Here is an 18100-nt window from a genome sequence, read left to right on the forward strand (position 1 = left end):
GATGTCACATCCGACCGGACTGCCCAACTCCTCGAATCTGGTCGAAGAACGCCGTCGGAGCGTTCCGCCCGGTGACCGTAAACGGCCCGAAGACGCACTACGGCCCGCCCGGCTGCGCGTACCGGACCTGATCCGGCTGGGCGGGTACGGTCTGCGTTCGCGTCCGCTGCGCGCCGTGCTCTCGGCGCTGGGCATCGCGATCGGCATCGCGGCGATGATCTCGGTGGTCGGGATCTCCGCTTCCAGCCACGCCGACCTCGACCGGGAACTGGCGAAGCTCGGCACCAACATGCTGACGGTGTCACCCGGCAAGACGATGTTCGGCAAGCAGTCCACGCTGCCCGACGACTCGGTCGCAATGATCAAGCGGATCGGACCGGTGCAAACGGCCACGGCGACCGGTGTCGTCGGTACCGTGCACGCCTACCGCAACGACCGGATCCCGGTAACGCAGACCAACGGCCTGTCCGTGGTCGCGGCCAAGCTCGACCTGCTCACCGCGGTCGGCGTCGAGCTCGACCACGGCGTCTGGCTCAACCGGGCGACCGACCGGTACCCGGCGGTGGTGCTCGGCGCGACAGCGGCCGAGCGGCTGGGCGGCGGACCCACCGTCTACATCGGCGGCCGGACGTGGGCGGTCGTCGGCGTGCTGCAGAAGGCGGCGCTCGCATCGGAACTCGACACATCGGTGATCATGGGATGGCCGGCGGCAGCGACGTACCTCGCCTTCGACGGGCACCCCACGACCGTCTACACGCGGTCGGCGGAATCGCAGGTCGAGGCGGTGCGCACGGTGCTCGCGGCCACGGCCAACCCGTCGGCGCCGACCGAGGTCGACGTGTCGAGGCCGTCCGATGTGCTGAGCCTGCGCCGCGCCACGAACGCGACCTTCACCTCGCTGCTGCTCGGACTGGGGTCGGTCGCGCTGCTCGTGGGCGGGATCGGCGTCGCCAACACGATGGTCATCTCGGTGCTGGAACGCCGTTCGGAGATCGGTCTGCGCCGATCGCTCGGCGCTACGAAGGGCCAGATCCGAACGCAGTTCGTCGGCGAATCGCTCCTGCTGTCGATGATCGGCGGGGCGGCCGGCGCGCTCCTGGGCTACCTGGTCACCGGAACCTACGCCATGACGCAGAACTGGCCCACGGTCGTACCGTTGTGGGTCCTCGCCGGCGGCGTCGGCGCAACCGTACTGATCGGTGCCATCGCGGGCTTGTACCCGGCGATCCGGGCCTCCCGGCTGGAGCCGACGGAAGCGCTGGCGACGCCTTGATCGGTATTCCCCACGGCATCGTCCGGGGAAGGGTCTCCAACTGGGAAGTCGTAGAACGCCAGCAGCTCGCCCTCGTCATCGACGATCTCCTTGACAGCCTTGGGGAACTTCGCGCCGTACTGCTTGGCGAACGCCTTGACCGCGGCGGCCGCGTGCTCCTTGTCCTCGGCGTGTGTTCCGGGTGCCCACCCCCGTAACGGGGGTGGGCCCTTCCTCTCGGACCGGCAGGCCGGGGCGTACTCGCCTGGGCGGCTGACACGGCGGCCGTCTTCTCGGCTGTGATGGCCTCAAGGGACTGCTGAGCAGCCGTAGCGCTGTCAAGCCATGTGATGCGGCATGGGGCGCAGCACTCACGGCGCCGACAGGGCCCGGTCGGCGAACAGTCAGGTGGCATCCATCAGCCCAGCGACGCAGTTGCCGCGCGCAGGTCCTCCAGGGCTGCCAGTGCATGAGGCGCGAGCCCTTCCGCGTCATCACGATCGCTTTCGGACCACTGCGCGTAGCCCCGCTTGAACGCGAGGACTCCCAGTTCGCCCGCGAGATGCGCGGTCGGGTCGGGGACACCGCGGGCGATGAGTGCGGCCGTCATGGCGGCCGCGAGACCGACGCTCTTGAGGGCGTCGCGCTCCTGGAGTTCGGTGCTGGCTGCCACGGCTGCTTTGAGGCGGGGGCCGAGTTCGCGGTTCGTCGGCCCCATGGCGCTCGATGCGCGCTCGAGACCGGCTGCCACCGCCTGGAGCGGGCTGGCGCTCGCAGGCGCCTCGGTGATGCCGTCGGCGAGCAGCCTGCTGAGCGTCTCCTGGCCGGCGACCAGTAGCTCGCGCTTGTCGGAGAAGTGCCGGAAGAAGGTGCTCTTGGTGACGCCGGCGCGCTCGGCGATCTGCGTCACCGTGGTGGCGTCGTACCCCTGCTCGGTGAACAGGTCGACGGCCGCAACGACGAGTCGCTGGGTCGCCCCCGGTTGCCATCTAGCCATGAGACCAGAATAGGTGATGGGACACCTGTCCCGTCACCGGGTAAGGTCAGTGATGGGACAGGTGTCCCATCACTTTCAGGGAGAGCTCATGCGCGTCTTCATCACCGGCGGTACCGGCACCATCGGCTCCGCCGTCGTCGCTGAACTGCTCGGCAACGGCCACACCGTTCTCGCACTGGCTCGCTCGGACGGGTCCGCGCAGGCCCTTGGGAGCGCTGGTGCCAAGGTGCTGCGAGGAGACCTGGCGGACCTCGACGTCCTGCGGTCCGGCGCTGCACAGTGTGACGGCGTGATCAGCCTGGCGTTCAGACGCGACTACAGCAGTCTGGATGCGCTCGCCCAGGCCATCGCCGAGGAGAGCGCCGCTCTCGCCGCACTGGGGCAGGAACTCATCGGCAGCGACCGCCCGATCGTCACGGTCTCGGGTACGCCCTGGGTGCCAGGGCGCGCCTGCACCGAGGCCGATCCGCTGCCGACCGACGGACCGGTGGGCGGACGAGGCCGTTCGGTCACAGCGCTGCTGGATCTCGCCTCGCGCGGTCTGCGCAGCATGGCTGTCCGCATGCCGCGCACCGTCCACAACGAGGGACAGGGCGGATTCGCCGGCCTGTTGGTCGATGCAGCGCGCCGCACCGGGGTGTCCGGTTACCCGGGCGACGGCACCCAGCGCTGGCCGGCCGTGCACGCGCTCGACGCAGCGGTCCTGTTCCGTCTGGTCCTTGAGTCGGCACCGGCCGGGACGTCCTGGCACGCCGTCGGCGACGAGGGCGACGCGGTGCGGGACATCGCGACAGTCATCGGCCGGCGACTGGGCCTGCCGGTCGAGAAGGTTCCGCAGGAAAACTTCGGCCCGTTCGGCCCGATCTTCGCCATGGACCAGCCGGCGTCCAGCGCCCACACCCGCGATGCCCTCGGATGGCAGCCGACGCACTCCAGCCTCCTCGAGGACTTGGAGAACATTCAGCCCTGACGGGTTTCGACAGAACACGGCCCGAGCAACGCATGCCTCAACTGGCTCACCGTTCTGCCGATGTCTACCGTGCTGCGGCCAAGCTTGATCGAGGCCATCTCCTCGGCCGCTCCCTCCTTGCTCAGCAGCGTCGCGCTGAGTGTCATCTCGAACCCGGTAGTGCTGGAGTCGGGGCTTTTCCACCCGCAGTTTGCCTTTGTACTGGTGTTGGCGGTGTCCGATCCCAGTTCCGATGCCGTCATTTCCTGTCGCCCCCGGAACTCGTTGCGCTGGAGGTACCCGCAGAAGTCCGGCATCCTCAGGTACCGGGCCGGCGCAGTGGCGCTCTCGCTGGGCGAGGGGCTGGTGGTGTCGCGGTGGCGGGCCGCAGAGGAGTAGTAGGTGACGGCGGTCACCGCCAGCACAAGGGATATGGGCAAGGCCGCCGCCAGGAGTCGGACGCGTCTGCTTGCGGTCCATCGGCGCGCGGAGACCGGAGCCTTCGGCGGCTCGGCGTCCGTGCTCCGGGCCGCGTCTTCAGCCTCCGGCCAGCCGGTGCTGAGCTTACGAGTCGCCGCGGGCGGCGCAACGGACTCGGTCTCGGCCTCGCCGGTGTCCCGGCCGGCCGAAACCGTGCGCAGACGGGCGAGGCGCTGCCGGACTGATACGGCCGTTCTGGGGCGGTCCTCGGGGTCGCGCCGCAGGAGGTCCGTCAGCAACTGGGCAACCGGTGCGGGGACATCGGGGCGCAGTGCGGCCACCGGACGGGGTTCTTCATCGAGTTTGCGGCGGATCAACGACAAGGGGGTGCCGTCTTCGAACGGGGGCTCCCCGGTGAGCAGAGCGAACAGGACGCCGCCCAGGGCGTAGAGGTCGGAGCGCTCGTCGCCTCGTTGGTCCAGGAACTGTTCCGGCGCTCCGTACTGGGCGGTTCCGACCGGGGAGAGCGCGGTTGTGGGCGCGACGGTGAAGGTGTGAGTGTGAGTGAAGCCCGCGATACCGAAGTCCACGACCTTGATGGAGCCGTTGGCGGTGAGCATGACGTTGGAGGGCTTGATGTCGTAGTGGACGACATTCGCCTCGTGTGCGGCGACGAGGGCGGTACAGATCTCTTGGGCGATCTCCAGGGCCCGGTCCAGGTTCAGGGGGCCTTGACGGTGCAGGTACTGGGCCAGGCTGGTGCCCTCAACGTGCTCCATGACCAGGAACTGCAGGTGGCCGTGCGTGCCGCGGTCGTAGAGGGCAACGATGTTGGGGTAGTTGATCTGGGCCGCGGCCACTGCCTCGCGCTCGAAGCGCTGGACCAGCTCGGGGGGAGCGTTGTCGTCGTGGTGCAGGAGTTTGACAGCGACGCTGCGGTGGAGCTCGCGGTCACGGCCGGCCCAGACCTCGCCCATGCCTCCTCGGCCCAGCAGTTCGGTCAGCTCGTACCTGCCCGCGATCAGGGCGCCCCGTTCCACCTGCTACCTCCAGTGACCTGTCCACGCCGAGAACCTCAGCATCACCGATCACGCTGGCGTCCAGTAGGTGGTTCCCACAAGTTTCACAAGCGCAACAGCTTGACAGACGCCTGCTGTTACAGCCCGGCTCCGGGCTCGTCCATGGCCGCGGTCCACTGGGCCGAATCTCCGTGGCCGAAGAGACTCGCCGCCCGCGATCCTGAGGCCATGAGGAACTCCGCATGCGGCTGAGGCTGCGCCAGTTCAGGCCCCGGACCGGGCCGCACGAGCACCGTGTCGTCCAGCCCCGGCAGCCCCTTCGCCGCACCTCACTGCGCGCCCCCAAGCCCATCGGCCTGCTGCTCGGCGACCACGACGGGCTGAACCGGCTTGCGTCCCTGTTCTCCTTCGCCGCCTACTCCCGGCACACGATCGTCCACGTACCGCTGCGCGACGGCCTCCCGCCTGACGAGGGCGTCGGCTGCTGGATGTCGGGCTGGCAGTGGCTGCACGCCCGCAGCCCTGTGGCGAGCAGGCGGCGGGCTTCCTCGCGGTCCACGGGGCGGCGGCGCTGGCCCGCCATGTAGCAGTCACCGGCGTGTACCTGGACGGGCGGCCGGCCGGTGCCGATCCCGAGTTCGACGGTCCACTCCGGTAGTGCCGGCCGGTTTCGGCGGCCGTGTTCTTCCTCGGCCTGCCGCCGCTGGAGCGCGGCGATCTTCGCGTCGATGCGCTGCAGCCACAGGGTGTGCCAGACCCGCATTCTGTGGAATCAACATTGTCAAGGCTGCGCGGAGTTAGACAGCAGCTGTCACATCAACGGACGGTGCCCCGGTCGTGAAGGCGTTGAAGCAGTTGCCGCACCTGATCCACCGCAAGAAGCTGCCCGCCTCCGAGGCCGAAGCGCGGCTCGTCGCGTGCACACAGCGGTTCGAGGACTACGGCGACCGGGTGTTCGCCCACCTGCGTGCCTTCGGCGCCGACGGCGCGGGAGGCCCTTCGTGAGCCGCATACCGAAGGAGCAAGCCGCCGTGCCCACGGCGGGGCGGATGTGGCCGCTGTGCGCGGCGGGGTTCACCACCGCTTTCGGCGCGCACAGCGTCGCGGCCAGCCTCGGCGGCTCGAAGAATGCGGTGACCTCGCTGCTGGTCCTGGGCGGGCTGCTCGCCCTCTACGACGGAGCCGAGGTGCTACTCAAACCCGTCTTCGGCAGCCTCGCGGACCGGATCGGCGCCCGCCCTGTGCTACTCGGCGGCCTCGCCGCCTTCGCCGCCGCCTCCGCCCTGTACGCGGTTGCCGGCAGCCCGGGCTGGCTGTGGGCGGCCCGCCTGGGGCAGGGAGCTGCCGCTTCTGCGTTCTCTCCCGCGGCCTCCTCCCTGGTCGTCCGGCTCAACCCAGCCGCCAAGCACGGGCGGGCGTTCGGCAGGTACGGCTTCTGCAAGTCCGTCGGCTACACCCTGGGCCCGCTGCTGGGCGGCGTCCTGGTGTGGGCCGCGGGGCTGCGGCTGCTGTTCACGGTGCTGGCGGTGCTGGCAGCGGCCGTCGCTGTATGGGCGATGCTCGCGGTGCCGCATGTGGCGCCCCTGCCGAAATCCCGGCAGACCGTGCTGGACTTCGCCCGGCGGCTGACGGTCCCGGCGTTTTGGCAGCCGACTGCTGCGCTGGCGGGCGCGACCGCCGCCCTGTCGGTCGGCGTCGGCTTCCTGCCGGTCTCCGGCGCCGCGGTTCACCTGGGCACGGTGGCCACCGGCGCTGCCGTGTCGGTCCTGGCCGCCAGCGCCGCTCTCGTCCAGCCGTGGGCCGGGTGTGCCCTGGATGACGGACGGATCACCACCCGCACCGGACTTGGCAGCGGCCTTGCCCTCACGGCCGCCGGACTGGCCTGCGCGATACTTCCGGGCCTGGCCGGGCTGCTGTCCGCCGCCCTCCTGATCGGCACCGGCGCCGGCCTGATCACTCCGCTTGGCTTCGCCGCCCTGGCCGCAGTTACCCCCCAAGAGCGTCTTGGCCAGACGATGGGCTCGGCCGAACTCGGCCGTGAACTCGGCGACGCGGGTGGCCCACTGCTGGTCGCCGCCGTCGCCACCACAACCACCCTCACCTACGGCTACGCTGCCCTGGCTCTCCTGCTGGCCCTCGCACCGCTCGCCGTACTCGCCCGGCGCGACGCATCTCCCGCTCCCACGCCCCCGGCCTGAGCCGGACACGGCCTGCTTCTCCTTCCTGTCGTCGTCTTCAGGCTGCGCCGATGGTTCCGAAGGTCGCTACCGCCGGACCGAGGGCGGCGCCGCTTCGGCCGCGGGGGCGTCGCGCAGGCCGAGGCGCAGGTGCTCGACGTGGAAGAGGGCCTGTTCCAGGAGTTCGGCGACGTGGTTGTCGTAAAGCGCGTAGACGATTGAACGGCCCCGGCGCTCCCCGGTGACGAGCCCGAGATTGCGCAGCAGGCGGAGCTGGTGGGAGCAGGCGGAGGCTTCCATGCCGACGGCCTCGGCGAGGTCGCCGACCGCGCAGGGGCCTTCCTGGAGGCGGGCCAGGATGTACAGCCGTGACGGGGTGGCCAGGGCCTGGAGGGTGGCGGCGACGTCGGTGGCCCCCGCCGCGTCCAGGCGCTCGCGGGGGGTGGCGTGCTTCTTGTCGTCGGCTCCGTGACCCATGCCGCCCATCCTACCGGTCACATGTGAAGACCTGTTCAGATGTTCCTGTACGGTGGACCTGTCGCCGTCTTCCGCCCTGAAGGGGTTGTTTTGTCATGCCTTCCGCCTTGCTCCAGCGGCCCGGACGGGTCGCTCCGGCCGCCTCGCGTACGGCGCCGAAGCGGCGTACGCGGGTGTTCGCCCTGGCCGAGGCACGCTGGGCCGCCGCGGCGCTGGTGCTGTTCCTCATCGCGCTGCCGCTCCAGCTGACCGGCGCGCCCGCCTGGGCGTGGGGTCCGCTGTACGCCGCCGCCTACGTCACCGGCGGGTGGGAACCGGCTTGGGCGGGACTGACGGCGCTGCGGGAGAAGACCTTGGATGTGGACCTGCTGATGATCGTGGCCGCGATCGGTGCGGCCTCGATCGGGCAGGTGATGGACGGTGCACTGCTGATCGTCATCTTCGCGACCTCGGGCGCTCTGGAGGCTCTGGCCACCGCCCGCACTCAGGACGCGGTGCGCGGTCTGCTCGACCTGGCCCCCGCCACCGCGGCCCGGCTGGCCGATGACGGGAGCGAGGAGAGCGTCGCGACAGAGGACCTGGTGGCCGGTGACATCATCCTGGTCCGGCCCGGGGAGCGGGTCGGCGCGGACGGCCGGGTGCTGGAGGGGGCCAGCGAGGTGGACCAGGCCACCATCACCGGCGAGCCGCTGCCGGTCGCGAAGGGGGCCGGTGACGAGGTCTTCGCCGGCACTTTGAACGGGACCGGGGCCCTGCGGGTCAAGGTCGAGCGGGACCCTTCGGACTCGGTGATCGCCCGGATCGTGGCCATGGTCGAGGAAGCCTCCGAGACCAAGGCGCCCACCCAGCTGTTCATCGAGAAGGTCGAGCAGCGCTACAGCCTCGGCATGGTCTCCGCGACCCTGGCCGTCTTCCTGATCCCTCTCGCGTGCGGTGCGGACCTCACCGGCTCGCTGCTGCGAGCGATGACCTTCATGATCGTGGCCTCGCCGTGCGCGGTGGTCCTGGCGACGATGCCGCCACTGCTCTCGGCCATCGCCAACGCCGGACGTCACGGCGTCCTGGTGAAGTCCGCCGTCGTCATGGAGCGTCTCGGGCAGGTCGACGCGGTCGCATTCGACAAGACCGGCACCCTCACCGAGGGCACCCCCCGCGTCACCGACATCCGCCCCCTATCCGGCTCCGGCCTGGACGAGGACACCCTGCTCGCGCTCGCGGCCGCCGCCGAGCACCCCAGCGAACACCCCCTGGCCCGCGCCGTCGTCGACGCCGCCCGCACCCGGGGCCTGGCCATCACCGGCATGCGGGACTTCATCTCCGCCCCCGGCGTTGGCGTCACCGCCACCGCCACCGTCGACGGCCACACCGTTGCGGTCGGCGCCCCCGCCCGCCTCCTCGACGACAGCCACGACACCTGCTCGGTCCGCGCCGCCGAGGTCGCGGCCGCCCTGGAGAACGGCGGCCGCACAGCTGTCCTGGTCCTGCGCGACGGCGCCCCGGTCGGCGTGCTGGGCATCGCCGACCGGCTGCGTCCCGACGCTGCCGCGACCGTCTCCGCCCTGACCACCCTGACCGGTAGCCCCCCGGTGCTGGTGACCGGCGACAACCCGCGCGCCGCCGGCCGCCTGGCCGCCGAGGCCGGCATCACCGGCGACGACATCCACGCCGCCCTCCTGCCTCAGGAGAAGGTCGAAGCCGTACAGCGCCTGGAAGCCCAAGGGCGCAAGGTGCTGGTCATCGGTGACGGCGTCAATGACGCCCCCGCCCTGGCCGCCGCCCACACCGGCATCGCCATGGGCCGCGCCGGCTCCGACCTCGCCCTGCAAACCGCCGACGCCGTCATCGTCCGCGACGAACTCGCCACCGTCCCCACCGTCGTGAACCTGTCCCGCGCCGCCCGCCGCCTGGTGGTGCAGAACCTCGTCATCGCCGCAGTGTTCATCTCCGGCCTGGTCATCTGGGACCTGGCGGGCCACCTGCCGCTGCCCCTCGGCGTGCTCGGCCACGAGGGATCGACCGTCATCGTCGGCCTCAACGGACTGCGGCTGCTGCGCGACGCCGCATGGAACCGCGCCGCGAAGGACCTGCGGTGAGCCGCCGGACCAAGAAGGCCGCCCCCACACCGGGGGCGGCCCGGCCCACCGTCACCGTCTGCCGCGGCTGCTGCTGCGGCACCCCGGCCAAGGTGCCGCGCCTGGACCACGAAGCCCAGATCACCGACCTGCGCAGCCAGCTGGCAGGAGTCGCGATGGTTCGGCGAACCGACTGCCTCGACGCGTGCGAGCGCGCCAACGTCATCGTCATCCAGCCCTCCGCCGAAGGCCGTAAAGTCGGCGGACGTCCGGTCTGGCTCGGGCAGGTCAACGACCCCGGCGCCGCTGCCGACATCACCGCCTGGGTCAAGAACGGCGGCCCCGGCCTCGCCGAAACGCCCGACGTCCTCGACCTCTACACCTTCCAGCCCTCCCGACGCATCCGCCACGAACTCGAAGACTGACCGGCGCCGGGCCGGGTGCTGTCGCATCCGGCCGGAGCGGAGGCCGTGAAGCTGTAGCGGCCCAGGACGTTGAGCTTGCGGTGCTTGAGCGGGGACAGGCGGGCGATGTCCTCGTCCCGGACTCGTGCCCTCGGCGCGCAGCTGGGCGACGGCGGCGTCGAGCCACTCTCATAAACGGTCCTTTCCCAGAGCAAGATCAACCCGGGGCCCGGAAGGCCGCCCGGCCGCCGGATCGGCTCGCACAACCTGTTCTCACTCAAGACCGGGTCACACCCTGTTCTGAGAACCAAGTTGTGCGAGGATCCGGGGCCAAGGCGGACCCTCACGACCCCGCCCCGGCCGACGCCGACGACGTCGAGCGCCACCCCTACCAGCATCTACCGGGCCCTCGCCCAACACGAGAAGGCCCAGGCATTCCCGGAGGCCGTCAAGGCGGCCCACGCCGACTTCGCTGCACTCCGCCAACGCTCAGCAACGACTCCCACCAGCGCCTGACCGCTTCACTACTGGCCGTCCAATCCTCCAATCGCTACCGCCAAGACCCGGTCGGATCCTCCCCCAGGGCTGGTGGCTGTGTCGGTTTCTGAGGGAGTCGTTTCGTCGTTGCTTCGGGAGCCGTTTCTCGGGGAGCGGCGTGATCAATGTCAGTGACTTTTGGTGTCGCTCGTGTGCTGTGGGGCCGCCCGCTTGGTCACGATGAGAACCGGAACATCCCGGTGGGCGGCCAGCGCGCCGCCGAGGCCGACACGGCCTACGCCGACCTGCGATTCACGTGCTCGGGAACAGGGGCCCGCCCGCCATGAGGCCGCCGTCGACCACGAGGATGTGCCCGGTGACGTAGCTCGCCTTGTCCGAACCCAGGTACTGGACAGCCTCGGCGATCTCCTCCGGGGTGCCTGCCCGGTGCATAGGCAGCACCGAATCGACCGCGTCACGCGCCGTGTCGTCGCCGGTGAACCGCTCGTACATAGCGGTCCGGGTGTAGCCGGGCGCGACCGCGTTGACCCGGATACCTTGGGCGGCGCCTTCGAGTGCGGCCGCCTTGGTGATGCCGACGACGGCGTGCTTGCTGCCGACGTACAAGGTCGCCCCGGGGTAACCCATCACGCCCAAGGTGGAGCTGACGTTGACGATGCTGCCGCCGCCCTGTTCCCTCATGACCCGGAACTCGTGCTTCAAGCACAGCAGCGTTCCCTTGACATTGGTATCGAAGGTGGCCTGATAAGCCTCGTCGGTCACCTCGGTGACAGGGCCGGGTGTTCCCTCCGTGCCGGCGTTGTTGACAGCGACATCGATCCGCCCGAACCGCGCGACCGCACGGTCGACGAGGTCCTTCACACCGGCGTCGAAACGGACATCGGCACGCACGAACTCCGCCGGGGCGCCGAGGCCGGCCAGCTCCCCGGCAAACTGCTCACCCACGTCCTCGTGGCGGCCGGAGACCACAAGGTTCGCGCCTTGACGTGCGTAGGCCAAGGCCGTGGCGCGGCCGATACCGGTGAGTGCGCCCGTGATGAGGACGACGGGATCAGACACGTCGAGGGTCCTTCCTGCAACCACTCAGGTGAACGACGGGCAAGCGGTTCGGAACCCGCACGACACTGGGTTCCTCTTCGGGCCGGGGCGTATCCATCGGTACGCCCGCACGGAAGATGTCCCAGCCGGACGACAGCCGCATCGGACCCGACCGCCGTATCCATCGAACGGCGGCACTCGATGGCCCGTATGGCCCAGGGACGGCAGCCGGGACAGACAACCCGAACCCACGACTACCGGAACCTCCGGCGATCACACCAGAAGACCCGCGCCCGTACTTGCGTGGCTCGAGCCCGTACGAGCCCAAGTGGAAATGAGCCGATGCCGCACCCGGATGGTGTTCACCTGCTCAGCAAGGTCTTCGCCGTGCGATGTCTCCGCTATCTGCCCACCGTCCGCAGCGGGATCGGTGGCAACCGCCCTCGCTGAACTGTTTTTGGGTGAATTGCGGCGGAGCAGGGTGTCCGTGGTGTGAGATGGCGTTGTTCAGAGGCGGGGCGTGGGGCCCGACTCGGCACTGCGAGGAGTTGCCATGCAGATTGATGACGCCGGGTCAGTTCGGCCGAACTCAGTTCTCCTGGACAACACAACGCTTTTCACCTGTCTGCCGCTGGCTTCGGAGCAGGCCAGGCGTGAGTGCAGTTGGGGCGGCATGTGGTGGGCCGAGGACCTCGTCGACCGTGGAATGTCCAACCTGGTCGAGTCCTTGATCCTTCATGAAGCGGTCTATGTCGACGGAGAGCAGCGCTACCAGGCGCCCGCGGTGGGGGAGATCTCGGAGCTCTTCCCCGGGCTGGTACGGGGCGTTGGCGTAGGCGCCGACCGTGGGCCGGTCATGGGGCAGGTGTCCCGCGCGATGAGCGGAGGCGAGGAGATCGGCAGACGCCTGTACAGCATCGCGTATCGCGCATCCCGAAGTCGTCACTCGCGTGAGCCCCTGCATCTGTCCCACATTTTTGGATTCCTTCATACGGAAATCGCGGGCACGGCACGGCCTGACTATGTACCGGAGTCCCACCAGATTGAACCGATGGTATTCCGTACCTTCTTCTACCTCGCACTCGGCGCACTGACAGGTCTCCCGTACACGCCCTATTCGTTGCGGAACCCCATCCTGCTGGCGTTGGCAGAGCATGACTTCACGGCTGTTGCCCGTGGAAGCGACCGGCGTTTCAGCTCTGACTACTATGCGGAGATTGCCGTGGGGCTCCTGCAATCCTTCGACGATCATGTTCGTGCCGCCCTGTCCGATCAGTTGCAGGCAGGACCCGTCAGCCTGCCCGTTCTAGCGATGCCCAGTTTCTGGGAGATGGTCAAGGCGGGGTCGGCAGACCCGCGAGCCCTGGCCGATCGAGTCCTCGAGCTGCGCGAGCGAGCCGCGTCGTACCGGATGTACGTCGGCCGGCTGTCGGCAGCTTACGCATCGGGTGACCTGCGGCTTGTTCAGGAGCAACACCAACTCCTTGCCGAGCTCACAAGGCAACTGAATTCGACCATGCGAATTCCGCGCGTGGAATGGAAACGTTTCGTCGTTCCGGTGAGAGTGAAGTCTCCGTTTGTCGAGCTCGACCAGTTGTCATTCAAGGTCCCCACTCTCAGCCGCCTCCGCGAGCCTCATTTCGTCTTCCTGCACGACTGGGCGGCTCGTCGCTTCTGAATCATCGGGCTCTGAGCGACGTGCGGCTTTGTGGCTGATGGCGCGGTGACGAGTGTCAGGGGCGACCACGTGAAGTGAGGTGCTCCCGAAGCAGCAACGTACGGTTCTCACGCTCCATGGGATTGGGTTGAAGGATACGGAGATCGCGGCCGTAGTCGGCCATTCGGGAGACCGTTCCCGCCTACCTGGCGCGGCTCCGACCGGTGCTCCAGGGGCGTTGGCCATAGAGGCTCTTGCAGACCGCGGCGATTCCCAAGACGCAGTCCAGCCTCCCAAGGTCGGTACCGTGCTGCCGCTCGAATTCGAAGCCTTCTACCTTGGCCACCAGGAGGCGTACCACGCATATGCTGAGGTCCACTTCGACGCGTTCGCGTTGTGCTTCGTGCCCCGACCAGCTCGCTGGTCTCGCCGACGACCTCGGATTCCTGCCGCTCGCGCTGTCCCAGGCCGCCGCCTACCTCTTCGATGTCGGTCTGGACTGCGTCACCTACCGACACCGGCTGGCCGACCGATCGCGCACCCTCATCGACGTGTTGCCCGACGGCGAGGCCGGCCAGGCCGCGGCCGCCCTTCACCACTTCCAGCACCTGGCCGGCACCACCCGGCACCACCTGGGACCCGATCACCCCGACACCCTCGCTGCCCGCCACATCGTCGCCTACTGGCGGGGCAAGGCGGGGGATGCGATCGGCGCGGCCGCCGCTTTCGAGCAGCTGCTCCCGGACAGGGAACGGGTGCTGGGTCCCGACCACCCCGACACCCTCGCCACCCGGAAGGCCCTGACCAGTTCTCGAGAAGAAGGCAAACGCAGAAGTGTTGCTCAATCGACCGATCCTTAACCTCGCCGCTGGGTGAAGCCGGCGGCCCGTCGGAAGGCGGCGACCAGATTGTCGGCCATCTTCACGGCGGACGCGTTCGTCCTCTGGCGCGAGCTGCGGCTCCTGCTGCTCATGCCGATGAACTCCCTATTTGGGGATGTATGTTCACCCGTTGTAACCCGTACGGAATGCTTGCACGGGTCACGGTTCGAAGTGTCCGCCGCCGAAATCGTCAAGATAGCGGGTCAGTTGGGGCGGTCGGTAGGCGGTGTCCCGGTTGTCGTAGCGCTGCTTGGCGGTCTTGGCCAGGTACTCGCGGCCGTCGGGCTGTCGGGTCTTGTCGTCCACCACCCGGCCGATGGGCCTGTGATACGCGGGTATCAGCCGGTACAGGCCCTCTCGGGAGAGGCGGAGCTTGGCCATGGGGTTGGGGTGTGCGGGGAAGCGGGGGTTGTTGTCGAACTCCAGGCCGTACCGGACGGCGTGGCCGACCATCCAGAGGAGGGTGATGTCGGAGAGGCCCGTGTCCGGGAAGCCGCCGCCTATGTCGACGTGCACGCCGGTGAACCACACCTGCCTCAGCTCCTGCTTCCGCTCCACCGCGCCGGGCTGCTGGTGCCACAGCGTCGGCTGGAACGGCGGGCGCTCCTCGTCGATGGCCAGAGCCTGGAAGGCGCCGTTCACGTACTTGCTCAGGTTGGTGTCGTGGAAGGCCCAGCGGTGGTTGATCGGGCCGGTCAGCCACTTGGGCAGGCGGGGGCCCAGGTCGGGGATGCCGAGGGAGCCGACCGTGTCCCACACGCCGATGAAGCGGATGTCCGTCTCGTACGCGTACGTGCCGCGGAACAGGCGTGCGGCATCGCTGGACGGGTTGTCGGTCCGGCTGCGGTACAGGGCCCACGCCTCCTCGATCCGGTCGGCGTGCTCCCGGCGCAGGATGCCGCTGTTGCGTACCAGCCCGGCGAGGCTGCGGGCGGTGAAGGCGCCCCGGCTGAACCCGAACAGGTAGAGCTGGTCGCCGGGGTCGTAGCCGGCGACCAGGAAGCGGTAGGCGTCAAGCACGTGCCGGGACAGGCCGAAGCCGAACGCGCCGCCCCGCAGCCGCTCCCAGCGCTTGACGCCGACTCCGGCGTGGTAGTAGACCCGCTGTTCGGTGCCGTCCTCGGCGTTACGGCGGACCGTGAGGGCGACCTTGGCGACATTGGTCCTGTTCGGCTGGTCGGCCCGGTTCCATGTTCCGTCGCAGCAGATCACCAGGCGCTTGGCCATGGCGTGCCACCTCCCCCTGCTCCCTGGGTGGATCCCAGGTCCTTGTAGAGATGAGGCCGGGGGCGCCCGGCAGATACAGCGGGCCCGGTCGTCAGTCGAAGGTGACGTCGTAGCCGCCCGCGGGGCCGGGGACGTCGAACTCGCGTATCCGTTCCCCGAGGCCGGTGACGCGGGCCCGGCAGCGATAGCGGCCGGCGGGGAGGCGGTCGACGAGGTAGTGGCCCTGGGAGGTGGTGTACGTGGTGTGGACCGGGTCGCCGGCCGGGGTCTCCAGCCGCACCCAGGCGCCGGGGATCGGGGCGCCGTCCGCGGTCAGCACGCTCCCGCCGATCCGGATCACCGCATCGGCGCCCGCCTCCCCGATCGTGGTCGTCCGGATCGTCTGGGTGGTGACCAGCGGGCCCAGTTCATCCGCGGCCAGGGCGACCGGCACGGTCACTGGTGGGCGCGCAGCCGGTCGTAGAGCGGTCGCAGGCACTCGGGCCGGGCCCTGAGCCCCTCCTGCGTGCGGGCCCACAGTCCGTAGAGGAGTTCAGCGACGAGCAGGTCCGGCATGCCGCGCAGGCTGACCTCGCGGGTGGTGCTGATCGCCTTGTCCGTCCGGCGCCAGAGCGCCTCGTCGAAGCCGGGCGCAATCTGGGCCCGGCGCAGACGCTGGATGTGCGCCCTGCAGTACGGATCCTGGCGGCCGACACGGTCGAGATAGCACGCGGCCACCTCGCACCGCCCGGACGAGGCGTACCCGTTCACCTTCGGATGGGCGAGGAACTCCTCCCAGCCCAGCGTGCTCAGGCTGGTGCCGGTGCGCTGCGTATGGTGGGCCAGACACAGCCGGCTGGCGACCGTGTGCCGGGGCCGCCGGCAGCCCTCCACCGTGCACGGACCCTGCCCGACCCCGCGGCTCGTCTCCTTCGGCACGAGCAGGAACTCCTCAAGCGGAAGACTGGAGTCGCGCCACCGCTCCAGACAGCCCCCGCACATCGGCCGCGTCAGGACCGTGATCGCCAGCGGGCAGCCCGGCACGGGGCAGTCTGGCAGACCGATCACCGGATGCTGCCGCGGCCACGTGATCACCCGCCGCTCCCAGTCCCAGCCCAGCAGGGCGAGGAAGTCCTCGTCCAGGGCACGAAGAACTTCCTCCAGCCGCTGATCCCCTGCCGGCGCCGCGCTCTCCGCGGGAGTCCGGCAGCAGGTGCACATCACTGCGCCGCAGGCCCGCCACCTGGCCACGTCGGAGCCCAACTCGGCCCACCAGCAGGACGATCAGGCGGTCGCGCGCGTTGCGGCGGGCCACGAACATGGCCACCAGCTCGGCATCGGCCGCCCGGTCCACCACGGCCTCCGGCTCCCTGAGCCGGTGCCCTGGCCGCAGCCGGTAGAAGAGGCCGCCTTCCTCGCCCTGCGCCTCCGCCGGAAGGTCCCGACTGTCGGCGAGTTCGTAGATCTGCCCGAGGACCGACCTCGGCGCCTCACGCACCGACACCGCGTACGACAGCAGGCCCCGCACGGCGACCAGCACCCGGTTGATCCGCCGCTCGCCCCGTACCGACTCCGCTCCAGGCCCCAGCCGCACCACCGACGCCACCCCGTCCCGGGGGCCGGGGTGTACTTCAGCCAGACCATGAACAGGCCGAGATCCCGGCCCGCCTCCGTCCATTCCCGGCTCGTCGACCGGCACCAGCTCAGATACAGGGCGACACCGCTGGCGTACGCCTTCGTGGTCAGCTTCGCCCGGTCCCGGCCGAAGCGCAGATTCCGAAGCCACCGGTCAGCAACAGGGACGACCTCCAGGTCGTCATCGAGGACTGTCCAGTACCTCTGCCCGGACGGCATCACCACGGGAAACGCCCGCATCAACTACTCCTGCCACGAGTCGTACAACAACCCGCCACAGAGCCACACCCCCCGAGAACGAGTCCCGAAGACCCAACGATCCCACCTCACACCACGTCACACCAGACCCAACCCACACCGAGAGAAAAAGGACAGCCGCCCCGGCCGTACTTGTGGGTCTTGCGCTGGCACGCGGCGCACAATCCAACCTAGCTGCGCGACCACGGAGTCCGCGCCCTGGTCCTCGACGACATCAACCGGCTCCGCATGCGCCCAGGGTACGGCGCCAGGCGGCGACCTTCGCGGCTGGGCTTCCTTGGGGTACAACCCGCTGGTCACGGACTGACTGATGCTGCATCGGACACAGCTGCCCCGTGGGGCGGCCGCAGTGCTAGGCACTGTCTGTACGGTGAACGACACTCCCCGCCACTTGACTAATCCGCCGTCTCGAGGGCGTCGCCGTCCACGTGCTGCAGGACCCGGCGCACCGTGGCTTCGACCGGAGGGCCGGAGGGGTGGGACCGGACGGATCACGGCCCGGGCCGCCGAGCGGTGAGTACGGCGGGTGATGCGTCAGCGGCCCACTCCGTGATCGCGGCGAGGAGCTCGCCGCGATCACCGGCACCGGACTGGTCGCCGCCCAACGCGAAGTGAACGGCAAGACCGGTCTGACAGACAGGGGAGGCGACCGTCTCAGGCGTCTGGACCGTCAGCGCACTTGACTGCCTGGTCCTTCGAGCGGGGCGACCCGGCGACTGCTGAACGGACCTTTGTGCCCTGGGTCAGCACATCCCTGAATTGTTGTTGGCGAAGCGGGAGAAGGCCGCCTGGGTGCCGGATCCGGCTTCGCCGTCGATCGCACCCGTGTAGCCCCAGTTGGCCTTCAGCAGCCTCTGCAGGGCCTTGATCGTGTTCGTCCCCGGTATGCCGTCGATGGCGCCGGTGTAACCCCAGTACTGTGTCAGCTCCCGCTGGAACGCCTTCCAGCTGGCGGTACCCAGTTCGCCGTCGACGGTGAGGTTGCCGAAGTCCCAGTAGTTCAGCCAGCACTGGACGTACTTGGCCTGGGTGGTCGTCAGGCCGAAGTTGTAGACGGTCGACGTGGAGGCGGCCGACACCTGCGTGGGAACAGCGGCTTCGCTGGTTCCCGCCGTAGCCAGGCCGAGGCCCCCCGCCATGACGACGATGACGGCCAGAGA

The 18100-nt window shown here is 69.4% G+C and carries 17 protein-coding genes and 3 pseudogenes; 9 read left to right on the forward strand and 11 right to left on the reverse strand.

The annotated features are described in order from the left end of the window. The first annotated feature begins 1 nt into the window (after nucleotide 1). Nucleotides 2–1273 carry an ABC transporter permease gene (locus tag ABT114_RS28970; protein WP_351145821.1) on the forward strand — a complete coding sequence of 424 codons (1272 nt, stop codon included), beginning with the start codon at nucleotides 2–4 and terminating at the stop codon, nucleotides 1271–1273. A gap of 41 nt (nucleotides 1274–1314) precedes the next feature. Here ABT114_RS28970 and ABT114_RS50655 read toward each other — a convergent pair. Together ABT114_RS50655 and ABT114_RS28975 are read right to left on the reverse strand one after the other, a co-directional pair. After that, nucleotides 1315–1446, reverse strand: a pseudogene (locus ABT114_RS50655) (IS256 family transposase); the annotation flags it as partial. Between the two features lie 224 nt (nucleotides 1447–1670). Continuing rightward, nucleotides 1671–2249, reverse strand: a complete 579-nt coding sequence (locus ABT114_RS28975; protein ID WP_351145822.1) for a TetR/AcrR family transcriptional regulator — start codon at nucleotides 2247–2249, stop codon at nucleotides 1671–1673. A gap of 88 nt (nucleotides 2250–2337) precedes the next feature. Between ABT114_RS28975 and ABT114_RS28980 the strand changes: the two genes are divergently transcribed. Further along, nucleotides 2338–3219 (forward strand): SDR family oxidoreductase, encoded by an 882-nt coding sequence (locus ABT114_RS28980; protein ID WP_351145823.1) that lies wholly within the window; start codon nucleotides 2338–2340, stop codon nucleotides 3217–3219. Here the strand turns inward: ABT114_RS28980 and ABT114_RS28985 are convergent. Next, nucleotides 3210–4658: a serine/threonine-protein kinase gene (locus tag ABT114_RS28985; protein ID WP_351145824.1), complete on the reverse strand. Its 1449-nt coding sequence runs from the start codon at nucleotides 4656–4658 to the stop codon at nucleotides 3210–3212. The two genes, ABT114_RS28980 and ABT114_RS28985, sit on opposite strands and share 10 nt — an antisense overlap. Before the next feature lie 221 nt (nucleotides 4659–4879). On the opposite strand from ABT114_RS28985, the pseudogene ABT114_RS28990 reads away from it, so the two are divergent. After that, nucleotides 4880–5119 (forward strand): annotated as a pseudogene (locus ABT114_RS28990) (hypothetical protein); the annotation flags it as partial. Here ABT114_RS28990 and ABT114_RS28995 read toward each other — a convergent pair. Continuing rightward, nucleotides 5053–5400, reverse strand: coding sequence for a DUF6233 domain-containing protein (locus ABT114_RS28995; protein WP_351145825.1), 348 nt, complete (start codon nucleotides 5398–5400; stop codon nucleotides 5053–5055). The pseudogene ABT114_RS28990 and the gene ABT114_RS28995 overlap by 67 nt on opposite strands. A 74-nt stretch (nucleotides 5401–5474) precedes the next feature. Here ABT114_RS28995 and ABT114_RS29000 point away from each other — a divergent pair, with 74 nt between their 5' ends. Both ABT114_RS29000 and ABT114_RS29005 read left to right on the forward strand, forming a co-directional pair. After that, on the forward strand, nucleotides 5475–5642 hold the full coding sequence (locus ABT114_RS29000) for a hypothetical protein (RefSeq protein ID WP_351145826.1): 168 nt from the start codon (nucleotides 5475–5477) through the stop codon (nucleotides 5640–5642). Nucleotides 5643–5686: 44 nt separating this feature from the next. Further along, nucleotides 5687–6835 carry an MFS transporter gene (locus tag ABT114_RS29005; protein ID WP_351145928.1) on the forward strand — a complete coding sequence of 383 codons (1149 nt, stop codon included), beginning with the start codon at nucleotides 5687–5689 and terminating at the stop codon, nucleotides 6833–6835. A 66-nt stretch (nucleotides 6836–6901) separates the two neighbouring features. Here ABT114_RS29005 and ABT114_RS29010 read toward each other — a convergent pair whose 3' ends face one another. Then, nucleotides 6902–7291: an ArsR/SmtB family transcription factor gene (locus ABT114_RS29010; RefSeq protein ID WP_351145827.1), complete on the reverse strand. Its 390-nt coding sequence runs from the start codon at nucleotides 7289–7291 to the stop codon at nucleotides 6902–6904. Between the two features lie 95 nt (nucleotides 7292–7386). Here ABT114_RS29010 and ABT114_RS29015 point away from each other — a divergent pair, with 95 nt between their 5' ends. Both ABT114_RS29015 and ABT114_RS29020 read left to right on the forward strand, forming a co-directional pair. Beyond that, nucleotides 7387–9384, forward strand: a complete 1998-nt coding sequence (locus ABT114_RS29015; RefSeq protein ID WP_351145828.1) for a heavy metal translocating P-type ATPase — start codon at nucleotides 7387–7389, stop codon at nucleotides 9382–9384. Beyond that, nucleotides 9381–9788 (forward strand): (2Fe-2S) ferredoxin domain-containing protein, encoded by a 408-nt coding sequence (locus ABT114_RS29020; RefSeq protein ID WP_351145829.1) that lies wholly within the window; start codon nucleotides 9381–9383, stop codon nucleotides 9786–9788. Before ABT114_RS29015 ends, ABT114_RS29020 begins: the two co-directional genes overlap by 4 nt. A gap of 29 nt (nucleotides 9789–9817) precedes the next feature. Here the strand turns inward: ABT114_RS29020 and ABT114_RS50660 are convergent. Both ABT114_RS50660 and ABT114_RS29025 read right to left on the reverse strand, forming a co-directional pair. Beyond that, nucleotides 9818–9956 (reverse strand): annotated as a pseudogene (locus ABT114_RS50660) (Tn3 family transposase); the annotation flags it as partial. Nucleotides 9957–10556: 600 nt separating this feature from the next. Beyond that, nucleotides 10557–11324: an SDR family NAD(P)-dependent oxidoreductase gene (locus ABT114_RS29025; RefSeq protein WP_351145830.1), complete on the reverse strand. Its 768-nt coding sequence runs from the start codon at nucleotides 11322–11324 to the stop codon at nucleotides 10557–10559. 532 nt (nucleotides 11325–11856) lie between these two features. On the opposite strand from ABT114_RS29025, the gene ABT114_RS29030 reads away from it, so the two are divergent. Together ABT114_RS29030 and ABT114_RS29035 are read left to right on the forward strand one after the other, a co-directional pair. Further along, on the forward strand, nucleotides 11857–12981 hold the full coding sequence (locus ABT114_RS29030) for a hypothetical protein (RefSeq protein ID WP_351145831.1): 1125 nt from the start codon (nucleotides 11857–11859) through the stop codon (nucleotides 12979–12981). 344 nt (nucleotides 12982–13325) lie between these two features. Next, nucleotides 13326–13820, forward strand: a complete 495-nt coding sequence (locus ABT114_RS29035) for a tetratricopeptide repeat protein (RefSeq protein WP_351145832.1) — start codon at nucleotides 13326–13328, stop codon at nucleotides 13818–13820. Nucleotides 13821–14000: 180 nt separating this feature from the next. Here ABT114_RS29035 and ABT114_RS29040 read toward each other — a convergent pair whose 3' ends face one another. The 4 genes from ABT114_RS29040 to ABT114_RS29055 all read right to left on the reverse strand — a co-directional run bounded on the left by ABT114_RS29040 (nucleotide 14001) and on the right by ABT114_RS29055 (nucleotide 18079). After that, nucleotides 14001–15068: a T6SS phospholipase effector Tle1-like catalytic domain-containing protein gene (locus ABT114_RS29040; RefSeq protein ID WP_351145833.1), complete on the reverse strand. Its 1068-nt coding sequence runs from the start codon at nucleotides 15066–15068 to the stop codon at nucleotides 14001–14003. 91 nt (nucleotides 15069–15159) lie between these two features. After that, nucleotides 15160–15507, reverse strand: coding sequence for a carboxypeptidase-like regulatory domain-containing protein (locus tag ABT114_RS29045; protein WP_351145834.1), 348 nt, complete (start codon nucleotides 15505–15507; stop codon nucleotides 15160–15162). Beyond that, nucleotides 15504–16310: a hypothetical protein gene (locus ABT114_RS29050; protein ID WP_351145835.1), complete on the reverse strand. Its 807-nt coding sequence runs from the start codon at nucleotides 16308–16310 to the stop codon at nucleotides 15504–15506. Before ABT114_RS29050 ends, ABT114_RS29045 begins: the two co-directional genes overlap by 4 nt. 1373 nt (nucleotides 16311–17683) lie before the next feature. Continuing rightward, nucleotides 17684–18079: a peptidoglycan-binding domain-containing protein gene (locus ABT114_RS29055; protein WP_351145929.1), complete on the reverse strand. Its 396-nt coding sequence runs from the start codon at nucleotides 18077–18079 to the stop codon at nucleotides 17684–17686. Nucleotides 18080–18100 lie beyond the last annotated feature (21 nt).

The sequence above is a fragment of the Streptomyces sp. NPDC002088 genome (assembly GCF_040296605.1).
Taxonomy (GTDB): Bacteria; Actinomycetota; Actinomycetes; order Streptomycetales; family Streptomycetaceae; genus Streptomyces.